The organism is Vibrio sp. 10N.222.55.C6, from assembly GCF_041473395.1.
Lineage (GTDB): Bacteria > Pseudomonadota > Gammaproteobacteria > Enterobacterales > Vibrionaceae > Vibrio > Vibrio crassostreae_C.
Genome location: NZ_JBFRSD010000016.1, coordinates 26958 through 46014, shown reverse-complemented (window position 1 = coordinate 46014; position 19057 = coordinate 26958). Strand labels below are relative to the sequence as shown.

Sequence of the window (19057 nt, the reverse complement as noted above, 5' to 3'; positions counted from 1 at the left end):
GGAATCCAATAACTATGGTTCTTGGCATCCACAATTCAAACTCGAGAGCATAGAGCATAGAGCATAGAGCTAGTGGTAATCGGTTACGCTTATTAAAAAGCCCTCATAGAAACAAGAGGGCTTCGTAGGTCTCAATTGAATGGGTTAGTGACTGAAATCAGCCTTTACCCAGATCATTCGGTGATCAGATGATACGTCTTTGCCGTTACCATAGTCGCCAATACGAGTGTCGTTAAATAGCTTACGACCTTCTTCATAAGAAGCCGCCCAATAAACACCAGAATCAACGATGTTAAGTGTTGCTGAAGGCAGCGCGTAATCAACAGCAAGTCCAAACGTCGAAGTGATACGGTTTGGCTGTGGGTGAGATGATGATTTATCGACGGCATGCTCAGCAGCACCGTAACTTGTCGGATACAAGCTGCCATTGGTGACATCTTGGTTAACTAATGCATCGTTGTGCAAGTCTTGCATCACAGAACTAATACCGTCGCCATCTACTGGGTCTAGGTTTTGATCGCCCATCATGACAAAGTGTTGCCCTTGCTCAAGGCCACCCGTTTTTCCAGAGTCGTCATAGATAAACGATTTGTTCTGGATATATTGGTGCCAGAAGTCTACTTCGGCTGCGTTCTGTTCAATGTTCTTACCTACATCGAAAGCAGGCGGAGTAGGGTGTGACATCAGTAAGTGAACAGTTTCTGTGCCATCTTTGGTTGGGATGAGGATTGGCGCATCAACGTGGTTCTTTGAAGACAAGCGAACTTCTGCCCATTCGTCGTTCGTGTACCACTCATCGCCGCAAACCATACCTGTTGGGAACTTACTAGGATCGTCGCAAACAGTGATTGTTGGAATAGTAGCACCTTCGAGATCTTTCCATTTAAACTCTTGGAATGTACGCGTGTTGGCTGTGTCGATTTCATATTTTGACATCAGAGCAAATGCGTATTGCCCATGATACAAACCGAAGCCCCACGCATCTCCTGGCAGTGTTCCAGCGTTACCATCATTGTCTAAATCAAAACCAAATTCGTTCAGTAAACCTGTATTAGTTGAGTAGCTTTCAAAGTATGGGTATGAGATTGGCTCTAAGTTTGCGTCGCCACCTGCACCTTCAATACTTTGAGCGACAGAGAGATAGTTCTTTTGAAAACCTTCTAGCGCTGATTTATCAGTACCTGTGCCGTCATTGTTAAATTCAGCCATCATAAGCACGTCAGGGCGATTCTTTTGAATCACAGCTGCGACGTTGCGGATCTGAATAACTTTTGCTGCCGTTTCTTTGTCAGCGGCGCTAATTGTATTATCCAAATAGTCGGACACTAACATCGCTTGAGCGTTAGGTTCGATTTGCATTTCAGCAACAAGAGCTTCAAAGGTTTTACGATCAAACGACAGGTTATACGTAGCGATTTTAGCTTCCGTAGAAGAAGGGACGACAGGGTAGTAGTTATTTGTTGTTTCGTCACCGCAACCAAATAAAAGGGAAGTAGAAATCGCTAGGGCCAGGGATGATTTTAACATTTTCATAAAATGGGTCCGCTAATTGCTGAAAGAATTTTGGGACGCGCATGTTATGGGATGGGTATCGTTCTGTAAGTGACATTTGTCACAGCAAGCTCTATAGGTTGACATCTTGTTGCAGTGAAAGTGTGACATTTGGAACTAGTGTCTTTTATTAGAATAAAGACTTAAAATTCATGGGTTTAATTAGAGCTGTGAATTAAAAAAGCCCTCATAGCAATATGAGGGCTTTTGAATAAGAATCAAACTGTGTTGTTACTGGGGTGTTAAGCGTACTGTTTTAGCTTAAGCGTATTGCTCAACCGTCATTGCCCAATTTTTCTTCTGTTGTTCGAAATTCATTTTGATTTGCTGATAACGAACCTTAAGAACAGAGTGTTCGTACTTCTTCACAACGTCTTCGCGCTTGCTTTCAAGTAGCTGTTTTTTAACTTCGTAATATTCGTTCATGTTTGATACTAGAGCATCAAACTCTTGTTGAAGCTTCTCTGCGATTTGTTGCTTGTCGGCACGATGCATGATTTTTTGCTGGGTGCGTTTAAGTAACATTGACGCTTCAGCTTTCTCAATACGAGCTTGAGGGGTTTTCTTAAGCTTACTTGCCAGTCCCATCAACGAAGCACTCTTAATCAACCATTTTGTTGGATCGTATTGCCACCAGTAGATGCCGTTACGGTAGTCGTTCTCAAAGATGTGGTGGAAGTTGTGGTAGCCTTCGCCGAAAGTGAGTACTGCTAACACACCGTTATCACGCGCTGTGTTTTTGTCAGTAAAAGGTTGGCTACCCCAGATGTGAGCAAGAGAGTTAATAAAGAATGTTGTGTGGTGGTTAAGTACCAAACGAACTGCACCTACGATTAACAACATGCCAATCACGTCACCGTAAATCACGCCTAAAGCGATAGGAACACCGAAATTCATTAGTAATGCTAACAGAACATAGTGCTTGTGCTGCCACATAACAATCTTATCTTTTTTAAGGTCACGGCAGTTTTCGTAGTTTTCGTACATTGAGGTGCTGTAATTACGAATCATCCAGCCAATGTGTGAGTACCAAAATCCACGTTTTGCAGAGTATGGGTCTTTGTCGTTGTTATCGACATGCTTGTGGTGAACACGGTGATCAGAAGACCAGTGTAGCGCGCTGTTCTGCAGGGCAAATGCACCACCTAATGCAAACAGGAATCTTAGGCTTGAATGCGCTTCAAACGCTTTATGTGACCATAAGCGGTGATAACCTGTCGTGATTGAAAGGTTACAGAACGTAAAGCAGATTGCTAGCCATATCCAGTGCTCCATGCCATAGCCAAAAAAGTAGCCATAAACGGGAGCCGCTACAACAGCAAGCAGCATACTAAAAGAGAACACAAAAATATTGAGCCAGATTAATGGCGGCTTTTTTGTAGATTGTTTGTCGGCACTATTCATTAGCAAATTTCCATTGGGCTTACATCTGTGCGCTAGAATATCAGCGTACACGTGTAAGTCAATATTGAAAGTGTAAACGTGTATTAGTATGTTTTGCTTAAATATTGTATAAAGGTAGTGTGAAATGTAGTAGCAAGTCATAAATGGAAGTACTAAGGGCTAATAAATGGAAATTAAGGTAGCTGAATATAAAGATTATGAGCGGATTGCCCAATTACACGCGGATAGCTGGAAGCTATATTACCGTGGCATTCTTGCTGATGATTACCTAGAACATGATGTTTTGGAGGACAGATCTGTTATTTGGCAGACTCGTTTGATTAATCCTCCTTTCAACCAACATGTTTTATTGCTTGAGGAAGGCGGTTTACTGGTTGGTTTTGTCTGCGCGTTCGGTAATCACAACTTTGAGCGTGGTACGTTCATCGATGCGTTACATGTAGATAATAATTATCGTGGACGAGGTGTAGGCAAGCGTCTGTTGTCTGAATTGTCGAAGTGGTTGCAGCAATACTATTCGGACTCAGGGCTTTACCTAGAGGTGATGTCTGAGAACCACCAAGCGATTGCTTTTTATCAGGCGATTGGTGGCAAAGAAGAACTAGAGCAAGTTTGGAACGCACCATGTGGCAGCCAAGTGAATGAAAAAGTGATTTCTTGGAGCTCTCCCGTTGAACTTGAACAGAAAACAGCGAGCGTTGTGTATTCTTAGTCGATTCTTGTTGAATACTGTTTTTTTGCTGAGTAGCAGGTTCTTAACGAAGCTATTTTAAAGCAGAAGAACAAAGACAAAAGCCCCGAGTATTAAGTTGCTCGGGGCTTTTTTGATTGAATTAGTGGTCGTTTTAATGATTCGCAAAGATGCGTGAAATATTGGGCGATTAATCACACCATGTGATCTTATTCCTACCGCCTTTTTTCGAAATGTAGAGTGCTTGGTCAGCGTCGTCGATAAGCTGCTCGACAGAACCAAGGGCTTGAGGGGCATGTTTCACACCGATTGAAATTGTTACTTCTAATCTAAGGCGAGTAGGGGATTCTAAAAGGGCATTAACCAGCGATTCAATTGAAGCCTCGGTTTCTCCTTGGACCAGCACCAAAAACTCTTCACCGCCGTATCGAAAGCAGCTACTGCTAGTCGGTAGTCGTTTTTGAATCTCATCGGCCAGTTCTTTAATCACCATGTCACCCATTTGATGGCCGTAGGTGTCGTTAATCGATTTGAAATGATCAATATCTATCATGAGCGATGTAATGGATCGCTGACGGTCTATGCTCGGTTCTATCACCTGATGAAGATAAAGGCGGTTGTAGCAGCCCGTTAGTGCGTCTTGATAGGAAAGGGCCTCGAACATATTAGATTGCTTGCGAAGCTGAATCGCTTGTTTGCGGAGTTGCTCGGATTGAGCGAAACGTTTGTGTACTTCCAGGTCACGTCTAACACAGGCCGCTGAGATTAGGATGTAAGCCGAGATATAAACGGAAATTGTTTCTATTTCATGCTCTGGCTCCGCTTCATAAAGCAGTGGCGCAAGGCCGATGAGATAAGCCAAAAAGATAAACGACAGCGTAGATATACTGTATCTGGCTGACAATCTTGAAAACGTACCAATGTAGATCATCACTAAAATGATGCCACCTTGGTAATCGAAGTTGTTCAGCTCGATGGCTAGTCGACCGATATAGACCAAGAAAAGTGAGCTAATTACAAGGAAGGCACTTTCTACGAGTTCCAAAACGTTGGGTTTGTTTGTAATACAGTATCTGGCGGCGGCCATCATCAATAAAAAAAGTATGACTCGGAAAATGATAGGCGTAATGCACTCGCTACCAAAGTGGATGTAGTCGGTGACGATAAAAGCACAGAATATTGAGATAGGGATGTAGATGAAATTTATGTACGGCAAATAAATTTCATTATCGAAATAGGTTTTAAATCTTTGATTCTTGAACCCAGAATAAGAGCGCATTGAGAAATTAGCCGAGATTGATACACAATAATTTGCGTAGTATGTCACAGTCTTTGGGATTGTAAACGACCATTTCTATAGATTTGTCAGTATGTTAGCTAGATCAACAAACGGTAGCGGGCAATATTCACGCTCTATTATCGATAGAGCGTGAATATCTAGAGGCTGGTGTAAGAGTGGTAAACAGAAATTAAAGCAGATTATAAAAACTAATCGCGATTAACGCTTGTTCTTCAGGTAACGCTTACGACGCTCTTCTTTTTTCTTAATCTGTTGTTCCGCTTTCAGCGCAGCCGCTTCTTCAACTTCGATCAGCTCTTGTGTGATCATTTCTGGCAACTCAAGCGTTACCTTACCTAAAGTGCCATTACGCAATTCGTGAAGCAGGATTTCTGAACATTTGTGAATGTCGATATGACCACCGGCACGAAGTGCACCACGCTTACGGCCAATCGCTTCCATCAGTTCGATGTCAGACTCAGGCAGCTCTTCAATTTGGTAGCGCTCTTGCAAAAGGTTAGGGTACTGTTTTGCTAGGTACTCTACTGTGTAAAATGCCACTTCATCGTATTCCATTGCTGTATCTTTTACAGCACCTGTTGCAGCCAAGCGGAAGCCACTGTGTGGGTTTTCTACTTTAGGCCAAAGGATTCCTGGAGTATCTGAAAGGATCACGCCATTTTGCAGATTGATACGTTGTTGGCGACGAGTTACCGCAGGTTGGTTACCAGTAACCGCAATCGTACGTCCAGCCAAGCAGTTGATGATGGTCGATTTACCCACGTTCGGGATGCCCATGATCATTGTACGAATGTTTTTGCCCATCTGTTCACGGTGCGGTGCCAGTTTACGTACCAGCTCCATAACGTGGTTAACTTCTTCTTTTACGCTAGTCGTAATCGCAATCGCTTTAACGCCTTGCTCCTTCTCGAAGTGCTCAATCCAACGTTGAGTCAGTTCAGGATCTGCAAGGTCACGCTTGTTCAGCACTTTTACACAAGGCTTATCGCCGCGCAGTGAAGAGATCATTGGGTTTTCACTACTGAACGGGATACGAGCGTCCAGTACTTCGATGATCACATCAACTTGTGGGATAACTTCTTCGATTTCTTTGCGGGCTTTATGCATGTGACCCGGAAACCATTGAATAGACATAGAGATAAACCTTGATAAATATATTTGCTGCACATTGTAAGGGTTCGTTAGGGCGTGTAAAGCGCTATGTTGCCCTAGATTAATCAGAGTGAAAGTCCTTACAGGCAATATTATTGCAGTGAGCGATTGTAAGGGGCGCATACGTAGAGATTTCAAATGCTGTAATCCATCTAGCAGGCATTTGATTTAACAGTTGATGATTTGAAATGGATTCGGCGAAAAGTAAGTTTTTGTGTGTCGCCAATTGTTGAAAGATAAAATACTATTGCATTGAGTGTTTTATCTCGAAGATCCGACTGGAGACATAATCCTATGGGGTTATGTCTGTGGTTGATTTGATTGAACGAGATTTTTCATCAACTGTTTACGTTCTGCTTGAGCGATATAAATGAATTGGTTGTTATAACTTCTGTCTGTATTGATATATTGTTCGAAGTTAACTGGTACTCCAGCAACCGAAAGCTCTAAATGCAAGTGAGGTCCAGTTGTTCGGCCTGAATTCCCAGTAAGACCGATTATCTGACCTTTAGTGATGTATTCCCCAGCTAAGACATGTCTTTCTGAAAGATGAAGGTAGCGCGCATAGTTTCCATCAGTGTGTTTTATGGTTAAGTAGTTACCTGCGAAACGGTTATATCGAGACTTCAAAACGACACCGTTGGACAACGAATGAATCTCTGTGCCAATAGGTGTCGCGTAATCCGTTCCAAAATGAGGTGCAATTCGATTCGTTATAGGGTGTTTCCTGTTTAAATCGAATGATGAACTCACTCGATAATGCTTAGCAAGAGGGAATACATAGTCATTGTTTATTTTATATCCATTTTCGTTATAGATATTATCATCCGCCCCTCTCATAGCAAAAAATTCTATATCACTACCTAAATAGTAAAAAGCACTGACATATTCTGTTTTTGTACCATCATGTTGGGTTTTTATTGAAAACTTATCACCGTTGTTAACTGATTTAATAATGTCAAAATTATCACCTAATAGACTCAATAGTGATTTTAATTCATTGTTCGTCAAACCAGAGGATAGTATAGAACTGACAAAAGAGTATTTCACAACCCCTGAAACCATTTCAGATGTCGGAGCTGGGGTTGGAATATGAATGCTTTTGGGATTGGCTATTTTAGGTGCCTGTTTTTTATCAGTATTTGAATGATTGTAGCTTAGCGATATGGCTGTTGAAACGATCAAAAAAACCATCAAAAGGCCAAAGGAAAGGGTACGGCGACTTAAATGGCTATTTATTTTCAAATACATAAATTATCAATAAAATTCGGTTAATGGATAAAAATAAGAATTAGATCATAATATTTATTTGTTTTTTTTGCATGTTATTTTAGTTCATTCCTTCGTAATGACTAGCTAAAGGTATAGGGTGTGTTTTTAGAGAGATAAAAAACAAACATTTCACCTTTTGATTTAGCTAAACTGTACTTTATAAGTAGTTATTATGTCATGTTGAGAAAATCTTAGACGATAATATAATCGCGGAAAAATATACTCTGCCAGAAAACTATGTTCACTAAAAATACGTTGAAATCAACATTAGGTCTTATTGTTACGTCGCTTATCTTAAGCGCATGTGGCGGTGGGGAAGGCGGAGGTGATAACACCCCGCCAGCAAGGAATACCGGAAGCATCTCAGGTAACGTTTTTGACGCTCCTGTGAGCGGTGCGAAAATTGAGGTGTTTGAATACAAGGATGGAAACCTAGGTAGGAAGTTAGCAAGTACGACTTCCGATGCTTTTGGTGACTACAAGGTTGAATTTGAATCTTCATCGATGCCACTTTTCATCGTAGCTAAAGAAGGCAGTTATACCGATCCCTTAACGAAAAATACAGTGTCTGTCAGTAACGGCAAAACACTGCGTTTAGAAGCCATGCTCAATTACAAAGAAGGGCGTGATCAAAACTTAATGCTGACCCCTTTGACGAACATCGTTTCAGGCTTAACTCAATACAAAGTAGGCAGGGGAGTGACAGACTCTACTGCTATATCGGAATCACTAAATAGCATTAACGATATGTATGGTTTCGATGTCAATGAAACTACTCCGATAGACATAACCAAAGGTGGTCAAAGTAGTTTTGCTACATCCGGTCACCAATATGGTGCTTTGTTAACCGCTTATTCTTCTTATTCGTACGACCTAATTCAAAAATACGGTGATACTCAGAGTAATATTTACACATCGATGCATTTGGCTGATATCCAATATCGAGATGTCATTGCCGATGGTCTTCTTGATGGGCTGGAAATAAGTACTGTGTCGGGAGGGGTAACCCCTTTAACCTTCGGTCAACAAAAAGTCTCTAGTGATATTTACACTCACGATTTGGCACAGCATGTTCTAATTGTCGTCAATGATCCTAACTTAAATATTTCAGGAACAGACGCAGACGACTATGTTGAGTTTAGCCGTAAGATTAATGACCAAGGCACCAATAGCGGTACTGGCGGTGTGATCCCACCTCGCGACGAAACCGAAATTGATACCGAAGCGCCTACAGTGTCTAGAACAGACAGTGATGTATTGGTAAGCCTCGATAAAGTGGATATTAAGCTCAATGATGAAATTGGTGTTCAAGGTGTCTCAGCGTACCTTGAATACCAACTGGACGGTGTCTGGTCTCTCGAGAGTCAGTGTGACGATGAACAAACTGCGGGTAGTGAGTTTTGTTTCTTGGAATTCGACGGCTTTGAATCTGGTCTTAGAGAAACAAGTATTAAAGTAAGTGTAGACACAAAATCCATTGACGCGGTAGAAGTTGATTCGGATACGGGACTCTCAAATGTAACTGCGGCACGTTTGGTTTTTTATACGACTGACGTCTTAGGTAACGAATTAGTTCAAGGGCGAGATGTTGGCCATTATGTAAACTTTGAATGGGACAACAATGCGCCGGTAATTGAAGTAACCTCGGCTAGTTCTATAAACAACAGTGCAAAAGAGTATGTGCTTAAAGGCACTGTAAAAGAAGAATCACAAGAAATTGATTCGGTAACGGTTTCATTTAAAGGCGGTTTAGATGATAGCGTTTCTTGTGGTCATATAACTTTAGAGTCAGGCAGTGCCTGTGAATTCAGTAAGGGATATTCAACCGATGAATTCGTATCGATAACAACATTTGAAATTAAAGCCACCGATAGCAACGGGAATATTGGTAAGGAAGTTCACGAAGTCGTTCGTGATGATCAAGCGCCGGCGCAAGTGATTAGCTACCCAGAGAATGCTCCAATGAATTATGTCAACGTTAGTGTTGATGGGGAACGCGTAACTAAAGAAGATGTTTATACGCAAGACACCTACACATCAGAAACGGTTCAATCCACTCGTGATTATTTGAAGATTGATTACATTTACGCGAGCAAGGGGATTTTAAACTCAATTCCCGATGTCGATTTTAGTGACTTTAATGTCAACGACCTCAAAGATAACAAAATTCCATATGTTCGTGTCAGAGTCTCAGATGGCAACGGGGATATGGGGTTAGGATCTAGTGCCGACAAACTTAAGCTAGTTGTTAAGTATTTAGTAAGCGCAAACAATGATAATAACTACGTGCTTCAGAAGGTAACCGATACCGTAGCCTCTGCCGCTAACATACCCCACGAAACTATCTCTGATACTGAAGGACACGTAAATGAGGTTATCTATTATGTTCCTTTTGTAAAAGAAATGCTTGGTGACAACTTCGCTTCGACGTCCGAGAACAGCAGTCAAAAACTAGTGATTCAAACTATTGACGAGTCTGAAAATGAAAGTGCTGAGCAAGAAGTTTATTTTCGTAGTAGCTTCGACTTGCCGACAATGACGATCGTTACTCCATTTATCGGGGCTAGTGTGCAATTGGAGGGATTAAACTCGAAGGGAGAGTTTACCTCGCTAGGAAGATGTACCACGATTCAGCACTTAGAAAGTGATGGAACAAATAAAGCACTCGATGTTGCTGGATGTGAAACAACAACTGATGTAGTTAACTACGACTTTATGCGAGTGCGGTTAATCGGTATTGATGGTAATACGCAACCGTATTACTACAAGTGGGAGAGTGATCCAGGTACACAATCAGAACAAGTGAACCTAAATAGCGCGAATATAGGTGCCTACTTTAAACTTAATGGTTCTAAGACTTTTTATATTACCGAGCTAGCAACATACCAAACCGGACTGTTTGACTCTCAATGGAATCAAGTTGAAGCTGGAAACAAGACTCCAGAGAATGCCGCACGAATTTTAGACGACGTACAATATGCTCTCGCTGGTGGAAGCGATTCATTCTTTGGTTTCGACCCAACGATCGTTTCGTATGCAACGAATGAAATATTGAAAGGTGCTATTCCGGAAAAACTGCCTAATAATTATATTCATCGGTTTTTAGTAGAAGCGATTTATGACATTACCCAAATAAACAATATGCTACTAAGTAACTCTGTTGATTTTGCTTCCGCTATCTATGATGACTTGCAGTACGATGGCCAAGCTAACGGTATTGGTAGTGGGGGTGAAAAAATAGTTCTAGATTCATATGAATTTAGCTCAAAGTCTTACCGTAATGACTTAGCGCAATCATACTATAACATTATGACTGAAAAGTATGGTGTAGCAGCTAACCTAGCTCAGCGATACGCCGATCAGATATCAATGGCGAACCCAAGCCTCGATGGCGAACAGATTATAGACGGTGATGGCGAAAGTATTGATAAATCACCGCCTCAACCTTCGCTAAGTATCGAAAATGGCCGAGAAACATGGGTTGGAAATAAACGGTACGTTGCTGGTGTTTTAGATTCACGGATTATTTTGGAAGATCCGTCAGGCATTGTCGTGGAAGAAGGCAGTCAGCCATTATTTGTTACAGTGTGGTATAAGAAAACTGAACCGAATACGGAAATCCCAATTGATCTGAATATTCGAGAGTCAGGTGGTGATAATTATAAAAAAGAGTATTTATTTACCCTTAATACCGAGTCTTCAAATCTCAAAGGGATTGTCGAGTTTGCACTTGTGACCAGTGCAATGGATGAGCATGGAAATAGCTATGGTTACAATGGAGAGGAACCACATACGGAAACTTTGTATGTGGATAATGATTATCCTTTAGCGACTTATATTCCCCCGAGCGATGGTAATGGTGATCCGATTGACGAAAATGTCTATTTGAACACCAATTATGTTCAAGAACTCACTTTCAACATTGACGATATTGTAGGAGACAAATTGGACGAGCGAGGGCTCACTTTCTACAACTCGGCAACCGGTGTTACTAATGATTATGACGCTAACTCACATTTTTCAAGTAATACAGAGGATCATTTTAAGGTAAAACTATGCTCTGGAGACAAATGTAGCAGTCAAGGTAATATTATTAGTCCAGAAGATGGTAATTGGGTGGTGTATGTTAATGCTGAAGACAATCTGTCTAATATAGTTAACCGCCAGACGACCAATGCCCCTCAATTTAGTGTATTACTTGATTCAAAAGGTCCGGTAGTAAACGGATCTAAAATTATTAACCACTTAGGTGGTAATACTAGCTGGGTACCTGATATTACTTGGAGCTTGAGTCCAGGGAGTTTGGTTGAAGTCGATATGAAGTCAGAGTCTGGCAGGCGTTTCACTTTGCAACATTACGAAACAGAACCTGAAGAGAGTACTGAGCCGTATCTATTAGGCATGCAGCCTAACGTAGAGGTGAGACTAGTTGCGGAGGCATTTAAATATAATGAGAAAAACTTCTTCTACGTAACAGCAACAGACAGTTCTTTTCCATCGGGAACACACAGTGGTGAATTTGAATTCTTGGTCGACAACAAGGGACCAGTAATTGAATTAGCTGACCCTTGGGTTTTAGACACTAATTCAGGTGAAAGCTATGTTCTTGGTACCGCATTTACTGTAAAGCTTACATCAGTATCTGACGACTCTGATGTATCTAAGGTTGAACTTTGGCAACAAGGTCAAAACGCTGCAATACGTTCAATTGACCCCAAAGATCCAACGCAGCCCTTTGATATCGAAATTACAGAAACGCAAAGTGACACTATAGTGATTGGCGAAGACAGAAAGGCTAACCTGTACCTCAAAGCCCTAGACGAATATGGGTTTGAATCTGAAACAGAAATTAGAACTGTTCTGCTAGATCGTGAAGGCCCATCACTAAAGTTAAATGCGTTTGATCCGGAAAGTTTCTATCTTGGTGATTATGTATTCAATCTTTCAGCCCAAGATTTAAATGATAGGGGAACACCATCATCAGACGGTGTTAACAATGAAACATTAGAGTATTGGACTTTCAAAGAAAACCCCTCTGATGCAAGCACCTTAGTTGGTGAAGATATGAAGATTCCTTTAAGAGGTGAAAACGATGGTGATAGTGCGATTCGCACTATCAGATTAGGTGGTTCCGACATTAGAGGGAATACGACAAGCATAGATTATGTGGTTAAAGTTCAAAACTCAAAGCCCACTATTAACTCGGTTACTTTCACATATGAAGATGGCACGCCAGTTTCTTCTGGTGGCCAGATACAAATTACTCGTGTTGAACCTGTAATTATAAGTATTGATGCTGAAGATGAGAGCGGGATCCCGCTAGTTGAAGGTACTTATAAATATGGGGAACAAACCAACAATATCTCATTTTCTCAGAAAGGTGGCCTTTGGGAAGCTAGGTTGACAGAGGCAGATCTAACGGAAGATGGTGCCTATCAGTTGGAATTCAAAGTATATAATAACGTTCGCTATAGCTCTGAACAAGAAAGGCCTGTTTCCGAACGGTCAGAAAGTATCAATGTGCAACGTCAAGGTGTTGCTCTGTCAATCGTAAAACCGACTGACTTCCAAAGTCATATATCGGGAAGTACCCTTAATGTTGAATTTGGCCCTGCGGGTGAGGTAAAAGCAAAAACATTAGAATGTTGGGTTAGAGAGAATTACACCTCAGACGGTGTGCCGGAAGATGGTTCGAACAATGCTTATTCAGGTGTTATAACTAATCCTCAAGAAAATTATAAGTGTAGCATTACAACTGATGTGAATATGTCTGTTTCACCTGTGGTTTTGATAACGAAAACAGTAGGAACGAATGATACTGAAACAGTCAATAAATTCAGCTTTAATATGATGGATATCGATGCCCCTACGGTTGAACAAGACACATATCAATTTACTGGTAATGACGTTGGTTTGAACGCCGAAGGTAAGAAAGTTCTGAGCTTAACATTGAGCTTCAAAGACAATCTTTCTGGTGTGGATATTAGTGATGGTAACGAACCGTTATTGGTAAGAAATCGATTAAATGTGTCTTTTGAACCAAATAGTTGTAGCTCTAAATTGGGTATAACGACATGTACGTATAGAGAGTTGTATGCCGATATCCTCTCTCCGGGGGCGTTACAGCACTTATACACGATTAAGAACTTGTCTGATGTCGCCGGAAACTTAGGTTCGGATCATGCGTTAGAATTATTGCTTCCAGCCCAAGGCGATTTAGAAATCGCTATTACCAGCCCTGCTGAAGATACTATTATTCGAGGTGAGACCCTTGAAATGAAATTCAAGGTGAAGGTTGGACAAAATTCTGATCTTGAAAATGTCGTCGCAACTCTAGATGGTGCGTCATATAATTTGAATGATAACCCAGAGAACTTTGGCCCTTTCACTAAGTGTGAGGATGACTATTCTTGCTCGACGTTTACCGCGCCATTAGATGACAAACTAGATGGTCAATTTATCAAGCCTAAAATTCAAATTATTGATGTATGGGGAGAGTCTATAAGCGATGAAGTCAGCGTAATGGTCGATAATAGCCTACCAAATGTTGACGACACTGTATCCCTCAATGAATCTCCGGATGATTCTAGCTTAGTTAGATTTCAGTTTTCTGTGTGGGATGAAGGTAGCGGTATAGCAAAGGTTAAGTACACAATAGTTAATCCTAAATATGTATTTGATAAAGATGACATTGGCGACAATTCACACCTTTATTTTGATCTTCCAAAAACTGAGTTAGAAGAGTTGAATTCGATACGAGTCAATGTCGAAGCAACTGACAATGTAGGTTGGACTCAAAATAAGACGATTGATATTGACATTAGGATACCAACTATTGATTTGGCTTTTGATGGAATAACGAGTTTACAAGGGGGTAAGCTTGCTTTTACTAATGATAGCCAAGCGTTCACCATTACCTCTGAAGAGGGAGAGGATGTAAAGGCTGCTTCCTATGCTATAGATTTGGTTCCAGTTTCAGGTAACACGATTAAGTTTTCTGGGAAAATAGCCTCTTCAACAGCTTCAGATACGATGACTTTTGATATCGATGCTCAAGCTGAGTATATGCAAAAAGTAACCGTAACCGATTCTATCGGGCGAGTTATTATTGACTTTAATGTGCTCAACAAGACTTACGATGCTGAAGGCATCGCATCCATTGTTGATTACCAAGCACCGGTCATTTCAAGTATCACCAGTACTCAGGATTCGATGATTCCAGAGGAAGGGCTATATTATTTGGATGTAAGAGCATACGTCTTCGATAAAAATCTAAGCAGTGTTGGTTCTACTGCGGAAAACGGTACCGATGCCCCGGTAAACCCACAATCAATTGAAGAACCGACCAAAGACGGTGACCCTTACTTGATACGTTATCTTTTATCTCCTGGCGATTATCTAATAAATGTAACGGCAGACGATTTAGTTGAACACCAGACCGAGAAGTCACTAAATACAAAAGTTGAAGCAGCAAGTATTCCAGAGCTAACAATATCAACGGCAGCATCAATGCCTTTGGCTGGTGGCGTTGAAATTCCACTTTTGTTGACCTTCACTGAAGAGGTTAATCAATTTGAATTTTCAGATGTAGAGATTTAAGCAAGTGATGGCAATGATACAGGCGAGTTGAAGCAAGCATCATGGAGTACAACAGACAATATAACTTGGTCGGTCAATTACATAACGCCTGAAAAACAGAACAAAAACATAACCATACGAGTCGGTGATAATAGTTACGAAAGCGTAAATACTATCCCCGGTACAGGGGATAGTTTGGTTTTGGGGATTGAGGGTGTGTTACCAACCCTGTCTAGCGTGACATTTGATCCAATGCATCAGCAAGTAGGTAAAGATGTACAAGTAGCCCTTGAATTTGATAAGGAATTACAAGAAGTAACGGCCATGCTTGGTGGTAATCAAATCAACTCACTAACTGCTACGGCTGATAAGAAAGTTTGGAAGGGTAACGTTCGAGTGCCTGATACTAATGAATTAACAGTGGCTTTGATTACAGAGCAATACAAAGACCTAGTGGGTAATGTGGGCACGCAAGACAGCACACACTCGCTGCCTATCACGCCAACGTTGGACATCACACCGGTGGGCAGTGTGGACGGCAGCAATGCCGCGAACTTGGCCTTCTCAGGCACCTCGACCCGTTTTGATGGTCAAGAGCTTCGCCTGGCAGTGAAAGCGCAAGACAATGAGACGGTATTGAAAAATGGCGTTACGACCGTAGCAAGCGGTGGGGCTTGGAGCAGTACGGTGGACACCAGCGATCAACCGAACGGCAGCTACACCGTTATTGTGACGGGCACCAACGCTGCAGGCGTGCAAGTAAGCGAAAGCGCAAGCTTTACGCTCGCGCAAGCGGTACCGACGTTAACGAGCGTGACGTTTAACCCAAAACACCAAGCGATAGGTCAGAGCGTATCGGTCAGTCTTAAGTTCGATAAAGCGCTGCAAGCGGCCAGTGCCGAGTTAGGTGGTACGGTCATCTCGCTGACGCAGAGTGCGGACGCCAGCGTGTGGACGGGCAATGTCGATGTATTAGTCGCGACGTCGTCTGATTTGACGGTGGATTTGGTGGTGAAAGATTACCAAGACTTATTGGGTAACGTGGGGGCGCAGACAGCACACATTCGCTGCCGATTACGCCAACTATTAGCATCTCTGCGATCAACAGCGGTAACGATGTTAACGAATCAGAGTCACCCACATTGATTCTCGATGGTACTACGGTTCGTTTTTCTGAAGGTGATAAGTTGAGCCTAAGTGTCACAGACAGTGGGGGAGTTAAAGTTTCAGATGCTGAGGTGCTGGTTAGTGAAAACGGAGTTTGGCAATATGAACTGACTCTTGATCCAATCGAAGGTGGGTCTGTGACGGTGTCACTACATGGTGCCAATGCACTTGGAGCCGATGCTACTTTGGTTGAATCTACATTTACATTAAATAAGGATGTGAACGCTGCAGTGGTCGTAGTGCCAAGTTTATTACGACAACTGCTTATTTACGACAAGGGCACAAAACTAGCAGCGTAACGCTAATCGCTATATGGAAGATTAGACAAAGGTCTGCCTATTCGGCAGACCTTTTTTGCAAATGTATCTCAGGTTGTAGGAATTTGATTATGCACAGTGGACTTAATCATTTTTATTACCCTCAATTTTATTAAGAAAATTATTGTATACCAGTGACTAATATTGATTAGTTTAGTGATGCTGAGTCATTGAAATGAAAATTATTTTGTTTTTCCTATTTCATTATTTAGTCATATTTTTAGTCAGATAACTAATATAACTGGTGATGTAATCAGAATGGCAATTGTATAGATATTTTGCATAGTAGTTTTTGGTGTTATCTCTATAAAAGTGCCATCTTGATATTAAATGCATAATATATATAGTGTTTATATCACATCGTTATTTGATGTGGTGTTCTGCATTTTGGTACTTTAGTACCGCCCTTTTAAGCCAATTTAGTGTTCCAAAATAAATTCTATTTATATTGGCTAAGTTTATGTGGGAATTTATTCCCACTTTTTTTCTTTTTTACAGATGAGAAAATGCTCAATATAACCTTCTAAATCGATGAAATGCTTCCACCAGATATGTGTTTGGTCTAGTTAGTATTTACTTAAGTACGCAATGAAATGATTGTTATGTGACATCCGTTCAAATTGATTTGCCTTTTTAGTTGGTCAGACGAAATGACTATTTATCCTGTTTAATTAGCTTTATTGCTAGTGTTATGGTTTTTGACGATACTCCTTCTAATCTATTGAAATTTATAAGCATTACGCGTAGAATTTATTTAACCAAATCGTTTTTTAAGCCTTATCAGCTTAGTTATCACCGCAACTATATATACCTGTAGGTTGTGGAGAATCCAAATGCACTTAGTTTGCAAATTTATATCTAGTTCGTCTCTCAGTACGAACGACCTTCAATATGTCTTAACACCGGATGAGTGTGTCGGGCTATTTTCGCGTGCGCGCACCCCTAAAAACATCTTGGCTCAGTTACCAAGCACTCTGGTTCAACAGATTACTGCGTCGGCTAAAAAAAATGTCCACAGCCTGCTCAATGCTATTCGAGTAGAACTTGTAAAAGCGAACTGGGTTTGTCTTTCATCCAATGTGAGACGTAGTCCACTAACGAGTAAGCAACTAGCAAGCTTCCCTCGGCTGAAGTTACATGTCGACAGGGTAAGTAAGGGCACAGGAGAGCGTGTTCACAAAGCCAACTACCAGCAAGTTGTCGATGATGTACCTTTGGCACGTCACTACAGCTTCTCGCCGGTTGAACCTTCCCCAGAGCATAAAATCGTCGTTGAGTTTGCTGGCCAGTGGTCAAGCAATGCGGCATGTTTGATGTTGGGTAAAACTGAGGCTCAAAAAGAAAAAGTCACGGTAGGCAAGGCCGATACCGAAAATAAACACCGCAGTCTCGCGACATTTAAAGATCTTGAAGTAGAGGGGAAAACGCTCTATATCAAAATTCCTTGTAAAGACCGACCACAACCAATTTTATTGAAATTGGCTGAAGACCTACAACCTGTCGATAAAGAAAGTCAAATGGACGAATGGGATAATATACTGGTACCTGTTGTCCCACTACATTTCACTACTGGTGATCATTCTGATGAGGCGTCCGAAATGTTCGGCTCAGGATTTGTATATGTTATTTGGAATAATGAAATATGGCGTGAATTAGTCATTGAAAGAAATGGTTATTTTTCAGATATCGATATTAATGTTACTTCCACCGACTCTAGGCCAAGAAGGCATGCCGATATACATATAGAGGACTCTGAGACAGGCGCTATACATACTTATGAACCCTTTAAGGTGTTGCAAAACGGTGAGGTCGTAAGTGAAGGTATGTTGAACGGTTCAGGTGAGGCGCGCATATTCAATCTAGTTGAGGAAGAAATTGAAATAGTTTTGACTGAGTATGATCCTCCAATATCAATGAAAGTTGAAACTTTTGTTAGTCCAGTCGACGGTACCACTGGAGGAAGGGAAGCAAAAGGTTACTCATTGCCTCATATCTGGGTGCCGTACAAAGTTCAAGGTGAACCTCAAGATGTGTATATGTTTTACAGTTCGAATCAGTTAAGTCACAGGCAGTTATCTGAGCTAGCGTCGGCTCCGGAAGTTCAAGCGACAAAATTGGTCGATCTTGAGACATACAGTAGTGAACAGAGCTTTAAAACTGGTGATGGGATCACTCGATTGCTGTCTGTTTTGCCAAACGCTGCAAGTGATAAGCAGAGTGAATACGCGGTCCTTCAAAGTCAACTAAACCAAAATGTGGCTGCTGTTTATTTGAACAAGCCTGTAGAGCTTGTTTTTGAATATCCCGGTTATGCAACTTTGGATGAGTCAGACGATTATTTTGAGCTCAAGCAGTGTGATGGTGATTGGTCACAACGTGTATCGCTTCGTCAGTGTGCAAAAACAGACAAAGGGGCTAGGTTAATTAGCTTCTCTGGCTGGCCAGTTGAAGTTGAAAAGGTCGATCTAGTGCGTGGCTATTTGGGTAACAGCAGGCAAAATCGTGATAACCAAACCGTTATAATTCACCAGACACCCATTGCCGACTTATTGGCTTATAAGTCGAGCGAATAGCGGCCAATGCCATTACATCAAGAATGTTATCTATTTGCTTAACCTAAATGCA

Annotated in this window: 10 protein-coding genes; 5 read left to right on the top strand and 5 right to left on the bottom strand. The window is 41.4% G+C overall.

Annotated elements, in window-relative coordinates; translation table 11 throughout:
• Nucleotides 1–144: 144 nt before the first annotated feature.
• Both AB4486_RS12495 and AB4486_RS12490 read right to left on the bottom strand, forming a co-directional pair.
• On the bottom strand, nucleotides 145–1533 hold the full coding sequence (locus AB4486_RS12495) for an endonuclease/exonuclease/phosphatase family protein (protein WP_372117277.1): 1389 nt from the start codon (nucleotides 1531–1533) through the stop codon (nucleotides 145–147).
• Nucleotides 1534–1812: 279 nt separating this feature from the next.
• A complete protein-coding gene (locus AB4486_RS12490; RefSeq protein WP_017062601.1) occupies nucleotides 1813–2955 on the bottom strand; it encodes a fatty acid desaturase in 1143 nt (380 codons plus the stop codon).
• A gap of 166 nt (nucleotides 2956–3121) precedes the next feature.
• On the opposite strand from AB4486_RS12490, the gene AB4486_RS12485 reads away from it, so the two are divergent.
• Nucleotides 3122–3667 (top strand): N-acetyltransferase, encoded by a 546-nt coding sequence (locus AB4486_RS12485; RefSeq protein ID WP_017062600.1) that lies wholly within the window; start codon nucleotides 3122–3124, stop codon nucleotides 3665–3667.
• A 169-nt stretch (nucleotides 3668–3836) separates the two neighbouring features.
• On the opposite strand, the gene AB4486_RS12480 is transcribed toward AB4486_RS12485, so the two are convergent.
• The 3 genes from AB4486_RS12480 to AB4486_RS12470 all read right to left on the bottom strand — a co-directional run bounded on the left by AB4486_RS12480 (nucleotide 3837) and on the right by AB4486_RS12470 (nucleotide 7349).
• Nucleotides 3837–4862: a GGDEF domain-containing protein gene (locus tag AB4486_RS12480; RefSeq protein WP_372117276.1), complete on the bottom strand. Its 1026-nt coding sequence runs from the start codon at nucleotides 4860–4862 to the stop codon at nucleotides 3837–3839.
• 282 nt (nucleotides 4863–5144) lie between these two features.
• Entirely contained in the window at nucleotides 5145–6080 is a 936-nt protein-coding gene (ylqF, locus tag AB4486_RS12475; RefSeq protein WP_029405588.1) for a ribosome biogenesis GTPase YlqF, read from the bottom strand.
• Nucleotides 6081–6398: 318 nt separating this feature from the next.
• Nucleotides 6399–7349 (bottom strand): peptidoglycan DD-metalloendopeptidase family protein, encoded by a 951-nt coding sequence (locus AB4486_RS12470; protein WP_372117275.1) that lies wholly within the window; start codon nucleotides 7347–7349, stop codon nucleotides 6399–6401.
• 258 nt (nucleotides 7350–7607) lie between these two features.
• Here AB4486_RS12470 and AB4486_RS12465 point away from each other — a divergent pair, with 258 nt between their 5' ends.
• The 4 genes from AB4486_RS12465 (at nucleotide 7608) to AB4486_RS12450 (ending at nucleotide 19005) form a co-directional block, all read left to right on the top strand.
• A complete protein-coding gene (locus tag AB4486_RS12465; RefSeq protein WP_372117274.1) occupies nucleotides 7608–14969 on the top strand; it encodes a hypothetical protein in 7362 nt (2453 codons plus the stop codon).
• 27 nt (nucleotides 14970–14996) lie between these two features.
• The gene (locus tag AB4486_RS12460) at nucleotides 14997–16094 is read left to right on the top strand and encodes a hypothetical protein (RefSeq protein WP_372117273.1); all 1098 of its coding nucleotides are present in this window, start codon (nucleotides 14997–14999) and stop codon (nucleotides 16092–16094) included.
• Between the two features lie 41 nt (nucleotides 16095–16135).
• Nucleotides 16136–16414 (top strand): hypothetical protein, encoded by a 279-nt coding sequence (locus AB4486_RS12455; RefSeq protein WP_372117272.1) that lies wholly within the window; start codon nucleotides 16136–16138, stop codon nucleotides 16412–16414.
• A 1232-nt stretch (nucleotides 16415–17646) separates the two neighbouring features.
• Nucleotides 17647–19005: a hypothetical protein gene (locus tag AB4486_RS12450; protein WP_372117270.1), complete on the top strand. Its 1359-nt coding sequence runs from the start codon at nucleotides 17647–17649 to the stop codon at nucleotides 19003–19005.
• The last annotated feature ends 52 nt before the right edge of the window (nucleotides 19006–19057 follow it).

Coding starts and splice junctions, on each gene's coding strand:
- AB4486_RS12465 (WP_372117274.1), top strand. CDS start 7,608: ATGTTCACTAAAAATACGTTGAAATCAACATTAGGTCTTATTGTTACG.
- AB4486_RS12495 (WP_372117277.1), bottom strand. CDS start 1,533: ATGAAAATGTTAAAATCATCCCTGGCCCTAGCGATTTCTACTTCCCTT.
- AB4486_RS12490 (WP_017062601.1), bottom strand. CDS start 2,955: ATGAATAGTGCCGACAAACAATCTACAAAAAAGCCGCCATTAATCTGG.
- AB4486_RS12485 (WP_017062600.1), top strand. CDS start 3,122: ATGGAAATTAAGGTAGCTGAATATAAAGATTATGAGCGGATTGCCCAA.
- AB4486_RS12470 (WP_372117275.1), bottom strand. CDS start 7,349: ATGTATTTGAAAATAAATAGCCATTTAAGTCGCCGTACCCTTTCCTTT.
- ylqF (WP_029405588.1), bottom strand. CDS start 6,080: ATGTCTATTCAATGGTTTCCGGGTCACATGCATAAAGCCCGCAAAGAA.